Genomic DNA, 16,339 nt, shown 5'->3' with positions numbered 1-16,339 from the left:
ACCCCGGCTACGCCGTCGGCATCCGATCAAGCCGGTAGCTTTTACCCGACGGGGTTGCAAGCCGCACCGTATGGTTTTCCGGCTCGTCCTCGGGTGCGGAACCGTCGGCCGTCAGACGATCGGACGACTGCCCGAGTGTGACGACCGGTTGCTCGTCGTCACCGAGGACGAACAGATCGTCGAAACGCTCCGCGACAGGAGCGTTCCCGCTCGAGAGGCCGATCCAACCGACCCCGGAGTGCTCGAGGGCGTCGAGCGGCCGGCCCTCGTCTTCGTCGCCGGCGACCGCACCGACCGCAACCGGATCGCCCTCGAGCGGGCCCGAGAGCGGTTCCCGTCCGCGACGATCGTCGCCTACCTCGGCGGGAAGCCGACGCCCGAAGATCGGGCGGCGTTCGACGAACTTGCCGACCGCGTGGTCGACCCCGAGCGGGCGCTGGGCGGCGCCGTCCTCGAGGCGACGACGAGTCCGGCCGCCGACGCCGCGATTCGGCTGCGACAGCGCCTCCTGCAGATCGACGGGCGGCTCGCGGTCATGATGCACGACAACCCTGACCCCGACGCGATCGCGAGCGCCGTTGCGCTGGCCGAGATCGCCGAGTCGGTCGGCGTTCCGGCCGACCCCTGTTACTTCGGACAGATTTCCCACCAAGAAAACAGGGCGATGGTGAACGTCCTCGGACTCGACCTGCGAAACCTCGAGCCCGGGGCCACCCTCGAGGAGTACGACGCCGTCGCGCTGGTCGACCACTCCAGACCGGGGGTCAACGACCAGCTCTCCGAGGACCGCCACGTCGACATCGTCATCGACCACCACCCGCCCCGGGGGCCGGTACCCAGCGACTACGTCGACCTGCGGGAACACGCCGGCGCCACGAGCACGGTGCTGACCGAGTACCTCGAGCAGTTCGGGCCGGGGTTCGACCGGGCGACCGCGACGGCGCTTTTGTACGGGATCCGGGTCGACACCGACGAGTTCACCCGGGAGGCGTCCTCGGCCGACTTCGAGGCCGCGGCGACGCTGTGGTCCCACGTCGACACCGACGTGCTCCGCCGGATCGAACGGCCCTCGCTCGAGGGCGAGACCCTGGACACGATCGCCCGCGCGATCAAAAACCGGGAACAGCGCGGCCCGGTGGCGGTGGCCAGCGCCGGGCGGATCGGCGACCGCGACGCGTTGCCCCAGGCGGCCGACCGACTGCTCACGATGGAGGGGGTCGACACGTCGCTCGTGTTCGGCTTCATCGACGAGATGGTGTTCGTCTCCGCGCGGTCGCGGGCGGGCGACGTCGACCTCGGCGAGGTGGTCCGGGACGCCTTCGATCGGATCGGCAGCGCGGGCGGCCACGCCGACATGGCCGGCGCCCAACTCGAGATCGGCATCCTCGGCGCCGCCGACGACGAGCAGGTCGACTCGATCGTCAGCGTCGTCGAGGAGGTGATCACGGACCGCTTTTTCGAGGCGATCGAGAGCCAGCCCGGGACGCCGGTCGGCTCCTACACCCAGACCAGCGAGGTACTGTTCACGCTCGAAGACGAGGAGTGACACGTAGCGAGCGGAAGCCCACCCCTTCAGGGGTGGGAGGATGTCAACGCGACGGCAGCGCTTTTGCACCGGGGTCGCCTTGAGGCGGTATGGACGTTGCGTCGGATCGGACCAAACCCCAGGTCGAAGACTACATGACCCGCGACGTGGCGACGGTTTCGCCGGATACCACCGTCGGCGAGGTCGCCAACCGGATCGCCGAGACCGACAACCACAGCGGGTTCCCCGTCTGCGAGCGCCGTCGCGTGGAGGGGTTTATCAGCGCGCGCGATCTGCTGTTGGCCGACGACGACGATCCCATCTTCAAGGTGATGACGACGGACCTGCTGGTCGCCCATCCCGAGATGAAAGTCACCGACGCCGCCCGGGTGATCCTGCGCTCGGGGATCCAGAAGCTGCCCGTCGTCGACGACGCGGGCAACCTCGTCGGCATCATCTCGAACGCCGACGTGATCCGCAGTCAGATCGAGCGCGCGACGCCCAAGAAGGTCGGCAAGCTCGTCAACACCTTAGAGCAGATCCACGAGGTCGAGCTACGCCAGGAGCGACGGACGGTCCCCCTCGCCGAGCTCACGCCGACCCAGGGTCGGGTCTACGCCGACGAGCTCGAGGGCCGACGGTACGAACTCGAGCACGGCCTGGCCGAACCCCTCGTCGTCATCGACAACGCCGGCACCCTGCTGCTGGCCGACGGCCACCACCGCGTGCTGGCGGCCGACCGCCTCTCGATCGACGAGATGGACGCCTACGTCATCGTCATCGACCGCCCGATCGATCTCGGGATGGCACGCACGGCAAAGAAGGAGGGGCTCGAGGGAATCGACGACATCGAGGTCGTCGACTACGCGCGCCACCCGCTGGTCCAGACGACCGAACGCCTCCAGTCCGAGGAGTAGTCGAACCGGTCGCTTCGCTGATCACTGGGCAGGGTTTTCCCGCTCGGGCGAGTACGCCGTTCGATGACCGATGACAGTTCACCGCGCGTACTTATCGCGGGAGCGAGCGGCGATACCGGGACCGAACTGCTCGCCGTTCTCCGACCGACGGATCTCACCGTCCGCGCGACGACCCGCTCGTACGCGACCGTCGAGAGCCTCGAGCGCCTCGGCGCCGACGAGGTCGTCGTTGCCGACTTCTTCGAACCCGGCGACGCGGTCGCGGCCGTCGAGGGCTGCGACGTCGTCTGCTGTGCGGTCGGCACGCCCCCGAGTTACCGCCACACCGTCGGCGGCAAGCTGGTCGATCGAACCGGCGTCAGCAACCTCCTGACGGCCGCCGTCGGCGAGGGCGTCTCACACTTCGTCCACGAGAGCGCGATCGGCGTCGGCAGCTCGAGGGCGGGGCTCCCGCTCCCGGCGCGGCTCCTCATCCGGGGCTCGCTGAAGGCGAAAGGCGACGCCGAGACCGCGATCCGCCGATCGGGGATCGACTACACGATCGTTCGTCCGGGCCGGCTCACGAACGAGCCGCCCAACGGCGAGATCCTGGTCGGGGAGGGCGGCGACTCCGTCGCGGGGTCGATCCCCCGGGCCGACGTCGCCCGCGTGATGGCCGCGGCGCCGTTCACCCCGGACGCGCGAAACCGCACCCTCGAGATCGCCAGCCGCGACGGGCTCTCCGGACCACCGAAACGCATCGTCGACGTCGACTGGGCGTTCGACCGCGTCGAGGCCGACCGCGATCGGATGCGCCTGTAGCCGCTACCCGGAATCCTTAATGGACTGTCCGGCAAAAATTACGATCATGTACGACGATGAGGATCTCGAGTCGATCCGCCAGGCCGGCGAGGAGTGGGAAGAAGCGACCCTCGAGCCGACGCTCGAGGCCCACGGCGAGCGCCAGGATCGGTTCGCGACCGTCTCGAACCTCGAGGTCGATCGGCTCTACACGCCCGAGGACGTCGCCGATCTGGACTACCTCGAGGATCTGGGCTTCCCGGGCGAGGAGCCGTACACCCGGGGGCCGTACCCGACGATGTACCGCGGGCGCACCTGGACGATGCGCCAGTTCGCCGGCTTCGGGACCGCCGAGGAGACCAACGAGCGCTTTCACTACCTGATCGACGAGGGCCAGACCGGACTGTCGGTAGCCTTCGATATGCCGTCGCTGATGGGGCTGGACTCGGACGATCCGATGAGCGAGGGCGAGATCGGCAAGGAGGGCGTCGCGGTCGACACGCTGCGGGACATGGAGATCCTCTTCGACGGGATCGACCTGGCGGAGATCTCGACCTCGTTTACGATCAACCCCTCCGCACCGGTGATCTACGCGATGTACGTCGCGCTCGCGGATCGGCGGGGCGTCCCCCGCGAGAAGATCCGCGGCACCCTCCAGAACGACATGTTCAAGGAGTTCATCGCCCAGAAGGAGTGGGTGATCCCGCCCGAGCCCTCGCTGGAGCTGGTGACGGACACGATCGAGTTCTCGACCGAACAGACCCCCAAGTTCCACCCCGTCTCGATCTCGGGCTATCACATCCGCGAAGCCGGCTCGACCGCGGTTCAGGAGCTGGCGTTCACGCTCGCCGACGGCTTCGGCTACGTCGAGGACGCGATCGATCGGGGCCTCGAGGTCGACGAGTTCGCTCCCCGACTCTCCTTTTTCTTCAACTGTCACAACTCCTTCTTCGAGGAGATCGCGAAGTACCGGGCGGCCCGGCGGATCTACGCCCGCGTGATGGACGAGTGGTACGACGCCGAGCGCGCGGAGTCGAAGCGGCTGAAGTTCCACACCCAGACCGCGGGCCAGTCACTGACCGCCCAGCAGCCGCTGAACAACGTCGCCCGCGTGACGATCCAGGCGCTGGCGGGCGTCCTCGGTGGCACCCAGTCGCTGCACACGAACAGCTTCGACGAGGCGCTTGCTCTGCCCGGCGAGAAGGCGGTTCGCGTGGCGCTTCGCACCCAGCAGATCATCGCCGAGGAGTCCGGTGCCGCCGACATCGTCGACCCGCTCGGCGGCAGCTTCGCCGTCGAGGCGCTGACCGACCAGGTCGAGGCGCAGACGATGGCCTACATCGAGGAGATCCGCGAGATGGGCGAGGGCTCGGTTCGGGACGGCATCCTCGAGGGGATCGACCAGGGCTATTTCCTGCGGGAGATCCAGGAAGCCTCCTACGAGTACCAGGAACGCGTCGAGCGCGGCGAGGAGGTCGTCGTCGGGGTCAACGAGTACACGATCGAGGAGGACACCAGCCCGGAGATCCTCCAGGTCGACGAGGACACCGCCGACCGCCAGCTCGGCCGGCTCGAGGAGGTCAAGGCCGAGCGCGACGACGACGCCGTCGAGGACGCCCTCGAGGAGCTCCGTGAGGCGATCGGCCACGGCGAGAACGCGATGCCGTACATCGTTGACGCGGTGAAAGCGTACGCGACGATGGGCGAGATCATGGACGTCTTCGAGGCCGAGCACGGCGCCTACAGCGAGCAGATCGGGCTGGCGTAAGTACGCCAGCCTCGGGTCGACGGCGCGCTCAGACGTCCCGATCGATGACGAACCGGGTGAACTCCCGGAGCTTGCGCTCGTTCTCGGGGTCGAACCCGAGCCCGTCGATCTCCGCGCGGGCCTGGGCGGCCAGCTCGAGGGCCCGATCGCGGGCGTACTCGACGCTGCCGGCTTCCTCGAGGATCCCGAGGGCGTCGCCGATCTCCGCGTCGGTGTTGTCCTCGGCCTCGAGGATCGCCTCGAGGCGCGCGGCGGTCTCGGGGTCGCTCTCCTCGACGGCGTGGATCACCAGCAGGGTCTTTTTCCCCTCGCGGACGTCGTTGCCGAACTCCTTGCCGAACTCGCCGGCCCGCCCCAGCGAATGCTCGACGTCTAGGATATCGTCGCCGATCTGGAACGCGACGGCGGTCAACTCGGCGTAGCTGGCGACCGCTTCCTCGACGTCGGCGGGCTGGTCGGTGAGGATCGCGGCCAGTCGGGCGACGATCCGCCCCAGACAGCCCGTCTTGCAGGCGCACATCTCGAGGTACTGTTCGGGCGTTGCGCGCACCTCGCTTTCGTTGTGCCAGTGGATGTCCATCCCCTGGCCGAGGTGGGTCCGGTTGAGTTCGTCCATCAGCATCTCGTAGGCGGCCAGCCGTCTGTCGGCCGGCAGATCCGCCTGCTCCCGGGTCAGGATCTTCAGCGGCAGGAAATACATCGCGTTGCCCGCGTTGAGCGCGACGTCCTCGTCGAAGACGTGGTGAAGGGCCGGCTCCCCGCGACGCATGGCGGCCTCGTCCTCGACGTCGTCGACGATGATCGTCCCGTTGTGCAGGATCTCCGGAATGCAGGCGTAGCGCAGGTACTCCTCGGGATCTTCGCCGAACGCGTCGACGAAGACCAGAAACAACACGGCTCGCCACCGCTTCCCGCCCCGATCGAGCAGTTCCCAGAGCGGGTCCGACAGCGCCCGCTGGATCCCCTCGGAATCGTACTCGTAGGTCGGCTCGCCGAAAAAGTCCTCGAGGTACTCCCCCTCGACCTCGCGCGGCACGAGATCGGCGATCGCCTCGTCGACGGCCGGCCGCCACTCGGCAAGCGTCTCCCGCATACCTCTCCCGAGTGCGAGCGGCGTGAAAAAGATTCAGATCTCCCGTTCCTCCGGCGCGAGCGGACGGTCGTCCGCGGCGAACCGTCCGACGGGGCGACCGAACCGCGGAAGCCGATACCGTTACCCCGCGGCGGGGAGACGGTGCGGGTATGAGCGCGTGGATCGGCGACCTGTTCACCAGCGACGTCGGATGGACCCACCTCGAGGACCTGGTCGACATCGGCAACCGGATGGCCGGCAGCCCGGGCGAGCGCGAGGCTGCCGAACGAACGCGGGACGCTCTCGAGGCCGCCGGCGCCGAAAACGCCCGCCTCGAGACGTTCGAGATCCAAGGCTGGACTCGCGGCGGGAGTTCGATCGCCGCGGGCGAGACGGCCCAGGACTGCATCGCGCTGCCGCGCAGCCCCGCCGATAGCGTCGAGGCACCGCTGGTCGACCTCGGTTACGGCCTGCCCGAGGCGTTCGAGGCTGCCGACCTCGAGGGCAAGATCGTCACGGTCCGAAGCGACATCCCCAGCTACGCGGACCGATACGTCCACCGCCGGGAGAAGTACTACCGCGCCGTCGAGGGCGGCGCCGTCGGCTTCGTCTACCGCAACCACGTCGAGGGCTGTCTGCCGCCCACGGGCAGCGTTGGAACGGCCGAGGACCCGATCGGCGAGATTCCGGCCGTCGGCGTCTCGAGCGAGGTCGGCGCGCGGCTGGTCCGGCGGTTCGAGGGCGAGCCGATTACGGTGTCGGTCGAGGCCGAGATCGGCGACGCCGAGAGCCAGAACGTCCACGCCGAGCTCGGTCCCGACACCGACGAGCGCGTCCTCGTGACGAGCCACGTCGACGCCCACGACATCGCCGAGGGGGCGCTGGACAACGGCGCGGGGACCGCGATGGTCGTCGAACTGGCGAACGCCCTCGCCGACCGCGAGGACGCCCTCGAGGCCCGCGTCGAGTTCGTCGCCTACGGCGCCGAGGAGGTCGGACTGGTGGGTTCGAACTACCACGCCGAGACCGCCGACCTCGCCGCGATCGCGGCGATCGTCAACAACGACGGCGTCGTCGGCGATCGCACCCTCGAGTTCACGACCCACGGCTTCGAGGGACTCGCCGACGCCGTCGAGGCGGTCGCCGATCGCTACGACCACCCCGTCGAGACGGTGCCGCGGCTCGGCCCCCACAGCGACCACTGGCCGTTCGTCCAGCGGGGCGTACCGGGGTATCACGTCAAATCGACCTCCGACGAGGTCGGCCGGGGCTGGGGCCACACCTTCGCCGACACGCTCGAGAAACTCGAGAAACGGGATCTGCGCGAGCAGGCGATCCTCCTGACCGATCTCGTGGTCGATCTGGCGGGCGAGGACCGAACCGTCGAACGCCGCTCGCCCGACGAGATCGCCGCCGACCTCGAGGCTCAGGACCTCGCGGCGGGGATGAAGGTCACCGGCGACTGGCCCTACGACGGGTAGCGAGCAACCGCACGCTTTTGGACGGGCCGCGTCAACTCGGGGGTATGGACGCTGCGTGGGAACCGCCGGACGAGGTGCCCGTCGTCGGAGTCGTACACGAGGACGGCGACCGCGAGCCGTCCGTCGTCGATCGGCTCGCGAACGTCCTCGAGCCGCGGGACGGAACGGTCCGGACGGGGACGGCCGCGACGCTTTCGGACGCCCCGGTCTCGCTGCTGGTCGCCGTCGGCGAGGCTGCGCTGTCGGCGACCGTCCGCGAGGATCCCGACGTTCCGGTGCTCCCGGTCGGGGAGATTCCCGGCCTCGAGTCGGTCGCGCCCGGCGAGGCGGCGCCCGCGCTCGAGGCGGCGCTGTCGGGCGCCGCGGAGGTGCGCCCGCAGCCGATCCTCGAGGCCGTCCTGGAGGGCGAGCGCTACCGCGGACTGTTCGACGCCGCGCTGGTGACGTCGGAGCCGGCCAAAATCTCGGAGTACAGCGTCCGGACGAACGGCGAACCCGTCGGCTCGGTCCGCGCTGACGGCGTCGTCGTCGCAACGCCTGTCGGCACGCACGGCTACGCGGGGGCCGTCGACGCGCCCGCGCTCTCGCCCGCACTCGAGGCGGTCGCCGTCGCCCCGATCGCGCCGTTCGCGACGAGTGCCCGGCAGTGGGTGCTCCCGGACGAGGGGCTCGAGCTCCGGGTCGAGCGCGACGAGTGCTCGGTGACGCTCGTCGTCGACGACCGGGCCGTCGGTTCGGTTCCGACCGGGACGCCGGTCCGGATCGGCGCCGACGGGACGGTGCCGACGCTGGGCGTCCCGTCGGGATCGGCAAAAACGAGTCGGGAGGGCGGCGAGGGCCGTTAGCTCTCGAAGGGCTCCTCGTCGCGGTGGTTGTCCGGGTTGACGTGCTCGCGGGCGTCGTCCTCGCGGTCGTCGGACTTGTGCTCGATGTCCTGGCGCCGCTGTTCTTCCGCCTGCTTCTCGCGGGCCTCCTGCTCCTCCTCGGTGAGCCCCTCCTCGTCCTCGTCTTCGGCGTCGGTGTCCTCGTGAGTTAGCTCGACGTCCCGTCCGTGCTCGTCCGTGCCGCTCTCGTCGTTGTCGGACATAGTGTTCTCACCCGAGTTTCACACGGTTCGCGAAAAGACGTTGGGCTTGCAACGGACGGCTACGACCGGCCGGAGTCCGTCGGTGCGACTACCAGGGCTCGCCCGACGCGAGGTCGACCTCGCCGTCGCCCCGCTCGGAGGGACAGATATCCGCCAGCACGCAGTCATCACAGTCCGGACTGCGGGCGGTACAGGTCGCTCGCCCGTGGTCGATACAGAGGTGGGTAAAGCCCTGCCAGTACTCCTCGGGGACGATCTCCATCAATTCCCGTTCGATCGCCTCCGGACGCTCCTCCTCGGTAAGCCCGAGCCGTCTCGACAGGCGCTGGACGTGCGTGTCGACGACGATCCCCTCGACGACGTCGTGGCCGTGCTGGAGCACGACGTTGGCGGTCTTCCGGCCGACCCCGGAGAGCTCGGTCAACTCCGCCATCGTGTCCGGCACCTCGCCGTCGTGTTCCTCGAGGATCGTCTCGCAGGTGCTCTTGATGTAGCCGGCCTTGCTGTTGTAGTAGGTGATGGAGTTCAGGTCCTCGGCGAGTTCCTCCTCGTCGACGGCGGCGTAGTCCTCGGGCCCGTCGTACTTCTCGAAGAGGTGCTCGGTCTCGGCGTTGACCCGTTCGTCCGTACACTGCGCCGAGAGGATGACCGCGATCAACAGCTCGAGTCGGTTCGAGTACCGCAGCGAGATCGTCGAGTCGGGGTACTCGGCCTCGAGTCGGTCGACGACCTCGGCGGCCTGCTGCTCGGCGGTCTCCAGCGGGGTTCCCATTACGCCGCTCTTTCGACGGCGTCCATTTCAGGGGTTCGGTTCGGCGCCCTTCGGGTCGAAAGCCGACTCGGCGAGCACCCGAATGCCGTGGGTTTTAAGCGCGCTTCGGCCAGCTATCCGGTATGAAAGCGACCGCGATCGCCCACCCCATCCAGGGCCTCGTCAAGTACCACGGGATGCGCGACGACGAGAAGCGCCTGCCGTACCACGACAGTATCAGCCTCTGTACGGCGCCGAGCCACACGAAAACGACCGTCGAGTTCTCGAGCGAGTTCGACGCCGACACCTTCGTCGTCGACGGCGAGACCCTCGAGGGCCGAGCCGCCGAACGGGTCGACAGCGTCGTTGCGAAGGTTCGAGAACGGGCCGACGCCGACCTCGCCGACGAACCGGTACGCCTCGAAAGCGAGAACAGCTTCCCGACGAACGTCGGGCTGGGCTCGTCCTCGTCGGGCTTCGCCGCCGCGGCGATGGCGCTTTCCGAGGCCGCGGGCCTCGAGGCCGACCTCGAGACGGTCTCGACGATCGCCCGCGTGGGATCGGCCTCGGCCGCCCGCGCGGTGACTGGCTCGTTCTCCCAGCTCCATACCGGACTGAACGACGCGGACTGTCGCTCCCGGGAGATTCCGAGCGACCTCGACGAGGACCTGCGGATCGTCGTCGGGCTCGTCCCCTACCACAAGGAGACCGAGGACGCCCACGACGAGGCCGCCGACAGCCACATGTTCCAGGCCCGGAACGCCCACATCCACGGCCAGATCGCCGAGATGCGCGACGCGTTGCGAAGCGACGACTTCGATCGGACCTTCGAACTCGCAGAGCACGACTCGCTGTCGCTGGCCGCGACGACCATGACCGGTCCGTCGGGGTGGGTCTACTGGCAGCCGGCGACGCTCGAAATTTTCAACCGGGTACGGGAGCTCCGCGAGGAGGAGGGGATTCCGGTCTACTTCTCGACGGACACCGGCGCCAGCGTCTACGTCAACACCACCGAGGAGTACGTCGACCGCGTCGAACGGGAAGTCGGCGACTGCGGCGTCGAGACGATGGTCTGGGAGGTCGGCGGCCCGGCCCGACTCGTCGACGACCACCTGTTCTGATCGAACGGTTCGACCGTCACCGTTCCGTGACCGTCGTTTGCGAGAACGGTGTCGGCTGCCTCACGGCGGTGCCGTCGGCGAGAACGACCGTTCGACTGACGAAACGGCACGGGTCGGCTCGCTGCGGAGTCGCGCTTACGTCCAGCGATCCAGTCCCGTCTGCGTGGCGTACTCTTCGATGCGCTCGAAGCTACGCTCGACCTCGCCGGCCGCGACGCTCCACTCGTCGGTGACGTACGCGCGTGCGGCCTCGAGATCGGGCTCGATCGTCGTCTCGAAGCCGTAATCGTCGGTGACGTTCGGATCGCGAAACAGCTGGCGGACCCGATCGCCGTACTCGATAGTATCCCCGCGGGCCTCGAGCACGCTCCAGAGGTCGCCGCGCTCGGTGATCTCGCTGATCGCCGTCTTCGGACCGATCCCCGAGACGCCCTCGTTGAAATCGGTGCCGATCAGGATGGCGGCGTCGATCAGCTGTTCCAGCGTGAGGTCGTGGCGCTCGAGGGTCGCTTCGAGATCCATCAGCTCGGGGTCGCCCTTGCTGGTCAGCTGGCGCAGCGTCAGCGGCGCGCCGAAGAGCAAGGCGTCGTAGTCCTCCGAGCCGACGTAGTCGGCGTCGCCGCGCTTGACGAGGTGGGCGGCCTGGGCCTCCCCCTCCGCGGGCGCCTCGACGACGGGAACGTCGAGTAACTCGAGCAGCTCGCGACTGGTCTCCTGTATCGTCGGCGTCAGCCGCTGGGTCCGGGACTCCAGTTGGGCGATCGCGACCTCGTCGCCCTCCTCGCGGGCGGTCTCGAGTTGCTCCTCGTACGTTCGGCGCTGCTCGCGCCTGGACTCGATCTCCTCGGACTTGAGCTGGGAGGGGCCGCCGTCGAACACCATCACCGGCGTCACGTCGTGTTCGAAAAACCGCGCGAGTCCCTGCACGATGCCGATGAGGTTCGCGACCTCGGTACCGTCGGCTGTGGTGTACTTTTCGCTTGCGGTCCACTTGACCGTCGTCGTCAGATACCGATAGAGCCAGTTGTGGGCGTCGACGGCGATGACGCCCTCGATCTCGTCGAACGGCACGTCCTCGATGACCGCGATGTCCCGCAGCGCTGCGTTACCCATTATCGGTCGTTGGACGCGTCGGGGTTTGAATCGTTGGCTTCCCGGGCGCCCGTCGGCCGCGAACCGCGGACCGACAGCGGAGACGCTCAGGCGTCGGGCGGATCCGCGCCGCGCCGGGCCTCGAGGAACGCCTCCTCCTCGGCCGAGAGGTCGCGGTCGCGAAACTCCTCGAGCCCGTCGCGGTACCGGACGCCGCTCGAGCCGTCGTCCGTCCCGTCGACGGGTACGGGATACTCGAGGACGAGCTCGGCGATCCCCGTCCGCTCGCCGGTGTAGCCAAAGCCCGCCCGGTACAGCGCCTCGTAGGCGAAGGGGTTGTTGACCGCGATCCGCAGGCGGTCGTACCCCCGCTCGAGCGCGCGATCCCGAACCAGAGCGACCAACTCGGGGCCGATCCCCTCGCCGCGGCGGTCGCCGGCGACGGTGACGTACCGCAGCCAGAGGGTCGCCTCGTCCGTGCGGTCCTCGTTGAACGCGACCGCCGCGACGAGGTCGTCGCCGTCGCTCGCGACCGCCTTGCCGGTGTTCGTCATGACGAACTTCCCGGCGTAGCTGAACCGCTCGTAGTCGAGTCGCAGTTTCGGTCCGTCCGGCGGCCAGCCCAGCAGTTCGTACTCCACGGTCGGGCGTTCGCCCGCGCGGGTGCTAAGCGTCACGCCTCGGGATCGATCCCCGGGACGTCGCTCGCGCCGACGCCGCGCGCGAGGCCCAGATCGGCCGAAAGTGGCGCATTCAACGGGCGGCTTTTTCCGCCGCCGTCCCGTCCGTAGAGACGATGACAGACGACGAACCCGAGACCGAAGAACCCGAGGACGAGGAGGAAGAGGAAGACGAGGAAGAGGAACTGATCGAGGCCGAACTCGATCGGTCCCCCGATCAGGCCGCCGACTGGCTGCGCAACCTCGCCGACGAGCTCGAGGACGGCGGCGAGCTGACCGTCTCGACCGACGACGAGTCCGTCACGGTCGACCTGCCCGAAGACGACCTCGAGTTCGAGGTCGAGCTCGAGCGCGAGCCCGAGGACGACGAGTACGACGAACTCGAACTCGAGATCGAACTCGAGTGGCTCGTTCCGAGCGCCGAGGCCGACGAGGAGTAGCCGACCGTCCTCGAGGCGATCGAACGAACCGCTTTTGCGGTGCCGTCCGCGTCGTTTATCGCTCCGAGCGGTGGGACCGCCGAGCGCGAACGCCCCGTTCTCGGTGTCGAGGCGGTTCGATCGGCGTCGCCTCGGCTACGGACGGATCGGAAGTGGTTATGAAGAGTGTGGAGCTCGCGACTGCAGTTAGTACAAGGACCCGTTGTCCGATAGCTTTGATCCCAAAACAGATAGGCTCCGATTCGACTGCTCGGACGAGCCGTTCGGTATCGTCGTCGCGCCGAGGCCACGGAACCGAGGCCCGAACGCGTCACCTCCGATCTCGTCCGAGAGCGATCGGCAGCCAAAAAGCGTCGGCTGCGGGCGATCAGAACCGGTTCCGCCAGCGCTCGCTCCGGATCACTTCGTCTTTCATCGCCGAGCAGTGCTCCTTCGCGCGGTCCTCCCCGAACTCGTCGGTCATGTCGTCGACGCAGGACTCCCAGGAGCCCCCGATCGACGACCAGTACTCGAGGACGCTGTCCCGATCCCACCCCTCGGGCAGCCCGTCGAGGCCGTCGACGTCCTCGTCGACGACCTCGGTCAGCGACTCGCCGTCGGTCTCCTCGGTGGCGTCCTCGTCCTCGAGGTCGCTGGTCTCGAGCGCCGAGGCGCGGTAGACCGCCGAGCCGACGGTCTCGAGGCCGACGACGTAGGCCGGCTGATCGTCGCTCGCGGAGACGTCGGCGAGCTCGTCCCCCTCCTGGGGAAACTCGAGCGATTCGGTCAGGACGGCCGCGACGACGCCGCGACCGTCGGGCGTTGCGACGACGTCTCCCTCCTCGTATCTGGTACCCATATCCGGCCCTCAGACGGTCGCTCCGGTATGGTCGCTGCCGGGAGTTGCAAGGGCGGTCCGGAACGGACGTGGGTTCTCGGAGAGACGGTTTCGGTGCTCGAGTAGTGTCTTCGGTAAACGACGCGGACCGGGATTCCTGTCGCTCACGGAGTTGTTCGCGACAGGAATGCGCGGACCGGGATTTGAACCCGGGCCATGAGCTTGGAAGGCTCAGGTCCTACCACTAGACCATCCGCGCGCACTCTCCGATTTTCGCTCCTCGTTTAAGGCTATTCCGTTTCAATGCGACAGTCGATCCTCGAGTCTCGAGCGCCGACCGAACGGTCGAGTCGACTACCGCTCGAGGACGGTCCCGCCGGCGCCGACGGCGACGTCGACGTCGCCGCGTGCGATCGCCTGGAGGTTCTCGCCGGTGGGCGTCTGATTTCGCGTCCAGTCGCCGCCGTCGTACTCGAAGGTCGTCCCGCCGCCGCCGACGGCGTACCCTTCACCGTGGTCGGTGTCGACATCGAGGAGGTCGGCGTCGCCGAGGCTCTCGGGGACCCACTGGCTGCCGTCGTACTCGTGGACGGTCGCGTTGCCGCCACTGACCGTGACATCGTCCGGGGCGTCGCTATCGAGCCCGTAGAAGGTCGCGTTCGCGTCCTCGATCCCGATCGGCTCCCAGGTGACGCCGTCGTCGGTCGCGTAGACGCGGCCGTCGGTGTCGACGGCGTGGCCCGAGCGGGCGCCGTGGAACTCGATCGCGGGGAGGCCGGAGCCGCTTCCCGGCACCGCGTACTCCCAGGTGCCCTCCGCACCGTTCTCGAAGCTGTAGTGGATCGATCCGGAGTCGTCGGCCACGTAGACGTCCGCGTCGCCCGCAGGGCCGGTGACCGCGACGTCGTTGAAGTTGGCCGTGAAGTCGTTGGGCGCGGAGCGATCGACGAGGTTCCCGGTCGTCACGTCGTACTCGCCGATCGCGCCGCTCGCGCCGACGATCCAGAGTCGCTTCCCGTCGTCGGTGACGGCCGCGCCGAAGAGGTCGTTGCCGTTCCCGGTGGGGCCGCCTCGGTGGACGACCTCCCAGCGGTCCGCGCGGCGCTCGACGAGGACCCCGCCGTCGCCGACCGCGTGTACGTCGGTCGCCGTATCGGCGGCGTCGTGAAGCGTGCTGTCGACCGGCGTCTCGACTGCCGTCCAGCCGTCCTCGCCGGCGGCGACGGCGGGAACGGTAGCTGCGGCGAGCGATGCTCCTGCGAGCTGCAACGCCGAACGACGAGTCAGACGCGTCATAGCGCACTCGAGATTCGAAACTGGAACTTCATAAAATCTGTACATTATTTTTACTGCTCAGGAAGGATGGGAAAGACGCCGGCGGCGGGACGACTACGCTTCTCCCGGCTCCGCGCCGGCGACCGTCGCGTAGCAGTTCCCGCTCGAGAGTTCCCACTCCAGCAGCTCGAGGTCGCTCGCCGCGAGGTCGCGTTCGAACTCGGCGATGTCGTAGATGTGGTAGAACCGATCGACGGTTTCCCCGCCGGGGAGGGTCCACTCGACGGTCGTGTCGAACCCTTCGGTTTCGTCGAAGCGGTCGTGGGCGGTCGACCAGGCGCTGACGAGCGCGCGCCCGTCGGGGACCAGTACGCGCGCGAGCTCGTCCAGGCTCGCCAGTCGCGCCGCCCGCGTCGGCAGGTGGTGTAGCGTCGCCACGTAGACCGCGACGTCGATGCTGTCGTCGGCCAGGGGCAGGGCCGCGGCGTCGCCCTGGACCAGCGCGACGTCGAACCCTCGCTCGCGGGCTCGTTCCCGCCCGGTCTCGAGCAGACCGCGGCTGACGTCGAGACCGATCGTTCGCTCGATACCCGCGGACTCGGCGAGCAGCTGGGCGTGCCGGCAGTTTCCGCACCCGAGGTCGAGCCCGACGGCCCGCTCGACATCGCGGTCCGCGAGGAACGCCTCGACCTCCGGCCAGGCGTACTCGCGGGTCGAGGCGAAGTGGGCGGCGATCCGGTCGTAGGTGTCGCGGACGGCCCTCCGGCGGTTCATCTCGCTCGATGCGAGCGCGCGAGCGGAAAAAAGCCGTTCGATGCTCCGGCCGCACGGCCGACTACGTTTGCCCACGCGAGCGGTGTCCGACCGCCGATCTATCGCACTCCCGAGCAGTTTTGCGTTACGTTCATACGGCGGGAGTACCAACTGACGGTACGGAATGAGGCGCGAGCACTTCACACTGGACGTTAGCAATGTCGACTGGGTCGAGACCGACGGCGAACCGGCGAAACCGTCGGTATCGATCGACTTCACCGGCCCAGCGACGGATCTCCGCGAGCGCCTTACCGGCCCGGACGGCGACGTCCTCGAGGCGAGCGAGACCGACGCCGCCCTGCGGCTGCAGGGGCCGCTCGGGGAGGACACCGACGGTGTCGTGAGCCTCGCCAACCGGACGACCGGCGAGTTCCTCCTGGAACTCAACGAGGACGCCGACAACGTCTTGCGGTTCATCCGCGCCGCCCGGGGGTACGGCGAGGACGAAACCGACGAGGGACGGTACGAGATCGAGATCCTGTTCGACGGCGAGGAGTTCGTCAGCTACGAGAAGGGAACGTTCCTGGTCTACGACGAGGACGGGAACCTCCTCCGCCAGCACAGTCTCATCCCCAGCGGCATCGAACTCTAGCCAGCGGCCGGGAACCGACCGGCAGTTATAAGTGTTTTAGGGACGCCTAAACCGAATGTACGCCGGCACACGCCGGAAATCGATATGGCGAACGGACACCTACTCCTGTCTCTTATACACATCTCTGA

Annotated in this window: 17 protein-coding genes and 1 tRNA gene; 9 read left to right on the top strand and 9 right to left on the bottom strand. The window is 68.3% G+C overall.

What is annotated here, in order from left to right; translation table 11 throughout:
• Positions 1-70: 70 nt before the first annotated feature.
• The 4 genes from C492_RS18705 (at position 71) to C492_RS18690 (ending at position 4,990) form a co-directional block, all read left to right on the top strand.
• Positions 71-1,546 (top strand): DHH family phosphoesterase, encoded by a 1,476-nt coding sequence (locus C492_RS18705; RefSeq protein WP_008426502.1) that lies wholly within the window; start codon positions 71-73, stop codon positions 1,544-1,546.
• A gap of 89 nt (positions 1,547-1,635) precedes the next feature.
• Positions 1,636-2,442, top strand: a complete 807-nt coding sequence (locus tag C492_RS18700; protein WP_008426500.1) for a CBS domain-containing protein — start codon at positions 1,636-1,638, stop codon at positions 2,440-2,442.
• A gap of 63 nt (positions 2,443-2,505) precedes the next feature.
• Positions 2,506-3,243, top strand: coding sequence for an NAD(P)-binding oxidoreductase (locus C492_RS18695; RefSeq protein WP_008426499.1), 738 nt, complete (start codon positions 2,506-2,508; stop codon positions 3,241-3,243).
• Between the two features lie 46 nt (positions 3,244-3,289).
• Positions 3,290-4,990 (top strand): acyl-CoA mutase large subunit family protein, encoded by a 1,701-nt coding sequence (locus C492_RS18690; protein ID WP_008426498.1) that lies wholly within the window; start codon positions 3,290-3,292, stop codon positions 4,988-4,990.
• A gap of 28 nt (positions 4,991-5,018) precedes the next feature.
• Here the strand turns inward: C492_RS18690 and C492_RS18685 are convergent, their stop codons facing one another.
• Complete coding sequence (locus C492_RS18685) at positions 5,019-6,083, bottom strand: polyprenyl synthetase family protein (protein ID WP_008426497.1); 1,065 nt, start codon at positions 6,081-6,083, stop codon at positions 5,019-5,021.
• A gap of 149 nt (positions 6,084-6,232) precedes the next feature.
• Here C492_RS18685 and C492_RS18680 point away from each other — a divergent pair, with 149 nt between their 5' ends.
• Positions 6,233-7,543 carry a M28 family peptidase gene (locus C492_RS18680; protein WP_008426496.1) on the top strand — a complete coding sequence of 437 codons (1,311 nt, stop codon included), beginning with the start codon at positions 6,233-6,235 and terminating at the stop codon, positions 7,541-7,543.
• Positions 7,544-7,587: 44 nt separating this feature from the next.
• A complete protein-coding gene (locus C492_RS18675) occupies positions 7,588-8,388 on the top strand; it encodes an NAD(+)/NADH kinase (protein WP_008426495.1) in 801 nt (266 codons plus the stop codon).
• On the opposite strand, the gene C492_RS18670 is transcribed toward C492_RS18675, so the two are convergent.
• Entirely contained in the window at positions 8,385-8,630 is a 246-nt protein-coding gene (locus C492_RS18670) for a hypothetical protein (RefSeq protein WP_008426494.1), read from the bottom strand. The two genes, C492_RS18675 and C492_RS18670, sit on opposite strands and share 4 nt — an antisense overlap.
• An 88-nt stretch (positions 8,631-8,718) precedes the next feature.
• Positions 8,719-9,402, bottom strand: coding sequence for an endonuclease III (gene nth, locus C492_RS18665; protein ID WP_008426493.1), 684 nt, complete (start codon positions 9,400-9,402; stop codon positions 8,719-8,721).
• 122 nt (positions 9,403-9,524) lie between these two features.
• Here nth and mvaD point away from each other — a divergent pair, with 122 nt between their 5' ends.
• On the top strand, positions 9,525-10,502 hold the full coding sequence (mvaD, locus tag C492_RS18660; protein ID WP_008426492.1) for a phosphomevalonate decarboxylase MvaD: 978 nt from the start codon (positions 9,525-9,527) through the stop codon (positions 10,500-10,502).
• A gap of 135 nt (positions 10,503-10,637) precedes the next feature.
• Here the strand turns inward: mvaD and fen are convergent, their stop codons facing one another.
• Both fen and C492_RS18650 read right to left on the bottom strand, forming a co-directional pair.
• On the bottom strand, positions 10,638-11,615 hold the full coding sequence (gene fen, locus C492_RS18655; RefSeq protein WP_008426491.1) for a flap endonuclease-1: 978 nt from the start codon (positions 11,613-11,615) through the stop codon (positions 10,638-10,640).
• Between the two features lie 86 nt (positions 11,616-11,701).
• Complete coding sequence (locus tag C492_RS18650; RefSeq protein WP_049893192.1) at positions 11,702-12,235, bottom strand: GNAT family N-acetyltransferase; 534 nt, start codon at positions 12,233-12,235, stop codon at positions 11,702-11,704.
• 155 nt (positions 12,236-12,390) lie between these two features.
• Here C492_RS18650 and C492_RS18645 point away from each other — a divergent pair, with 155 nt between their 5' ends.
• The gene (locus C492_RS18645; RefSeq protein WP_008426489.1) at positions 12,391-12,714 is read left to right on the top strand and encodes an amphi-Trp domain-containing protein; all 324 of its coding nucleotides are present in this window, start codon (positions 12,391-12,393) and stop codon (positions 12,712-12,714) included.
• A 367-nt stretch (positions 12,715-13,081) separates the two neighbouring features.
• On the opposite strand, the gene C492_RS18640 is transcribed toward C492_RS18645, so the two are convergent.
• The 4 genes from C492_RS18640 to C492_RS18625 all read right to left on the bottom strand — a co-directional run bounded on the left by C492_RS18640 (position 13,082) and on the right by C492_RS18625 (position 15,580).
• Positions 13,082-13,552 carry a hypothetical protein gene (locus C492_RS18640; protein ID WP_008426488.1) on the bottom strand — a complete coding sequence of 157 codons (471 nt, stop codon included), beginning with the start codon at positions 13,550-13,552 and terminating at the stop codon, positions 13,082-13,084.
• Positions 13,553-13,719: 167 nt separating this feature from the next.
• Positions 13,720-13,790 (bottom strand) — tRNA-Gly (locus C492_RS18635).
• A gap of 95 nt (positions 13,791-13,885) precedes the next feature.
• On the bottom strand, positions 13,886-14,827 hold the full coding sequence (locus tag C492_RS18630) for a beta propeller repeat protein (RefSeq protein WP_008426487.1): 942 nt from the start codon (positions 14,825-14,827) through the stop codon (positions 13,886-13,888).
• A gap of 93 nt (positions 14,828-14,920) precedes the next feature.
• Complete coding sequence (locus tag C492_RS18625) at positions 14,921-15,580, bottom strand: class I SAM-dependent methyltransferase (RefSeq protein ID WP_008426486.1); 660 nt, start codon at positions 15,578-15,580, stop codon at positions 14,921-14,923.
• A 163-nt stretch (positions 15,581-15,743) separates the two neighbouring features.
• Here C492_RS18625 and C492_RS18620 point away from each other — a divergent pair, with 163 nt between their 5' ends.
• Entirely contained in the window at positions 15,744-16,211 is a 468-nt protein-coding gene (locus tag C492_RS18620; protein WP_008426485.1) for a DUF5793 family protein, read from the top strand.
• Positions 16,212-16,339 lie beyond the last annotated feature (128 nt).

The organism is Natronococcus jeotgali DSM 18795, assembly GCF_000337695.1.
Classification (GTDB): domain Archaea; phylum Halobacteriota; class Halobacteria; order Halobacteriales; family Natrialbaceae; genus Natronococcus; species Natronococcus jeotgali.
The sequence above is the reverse complement of the archived record's forward strand: the minus strand, read 5'-3'. Positions and strand labels throughout refer to the sequence as shown.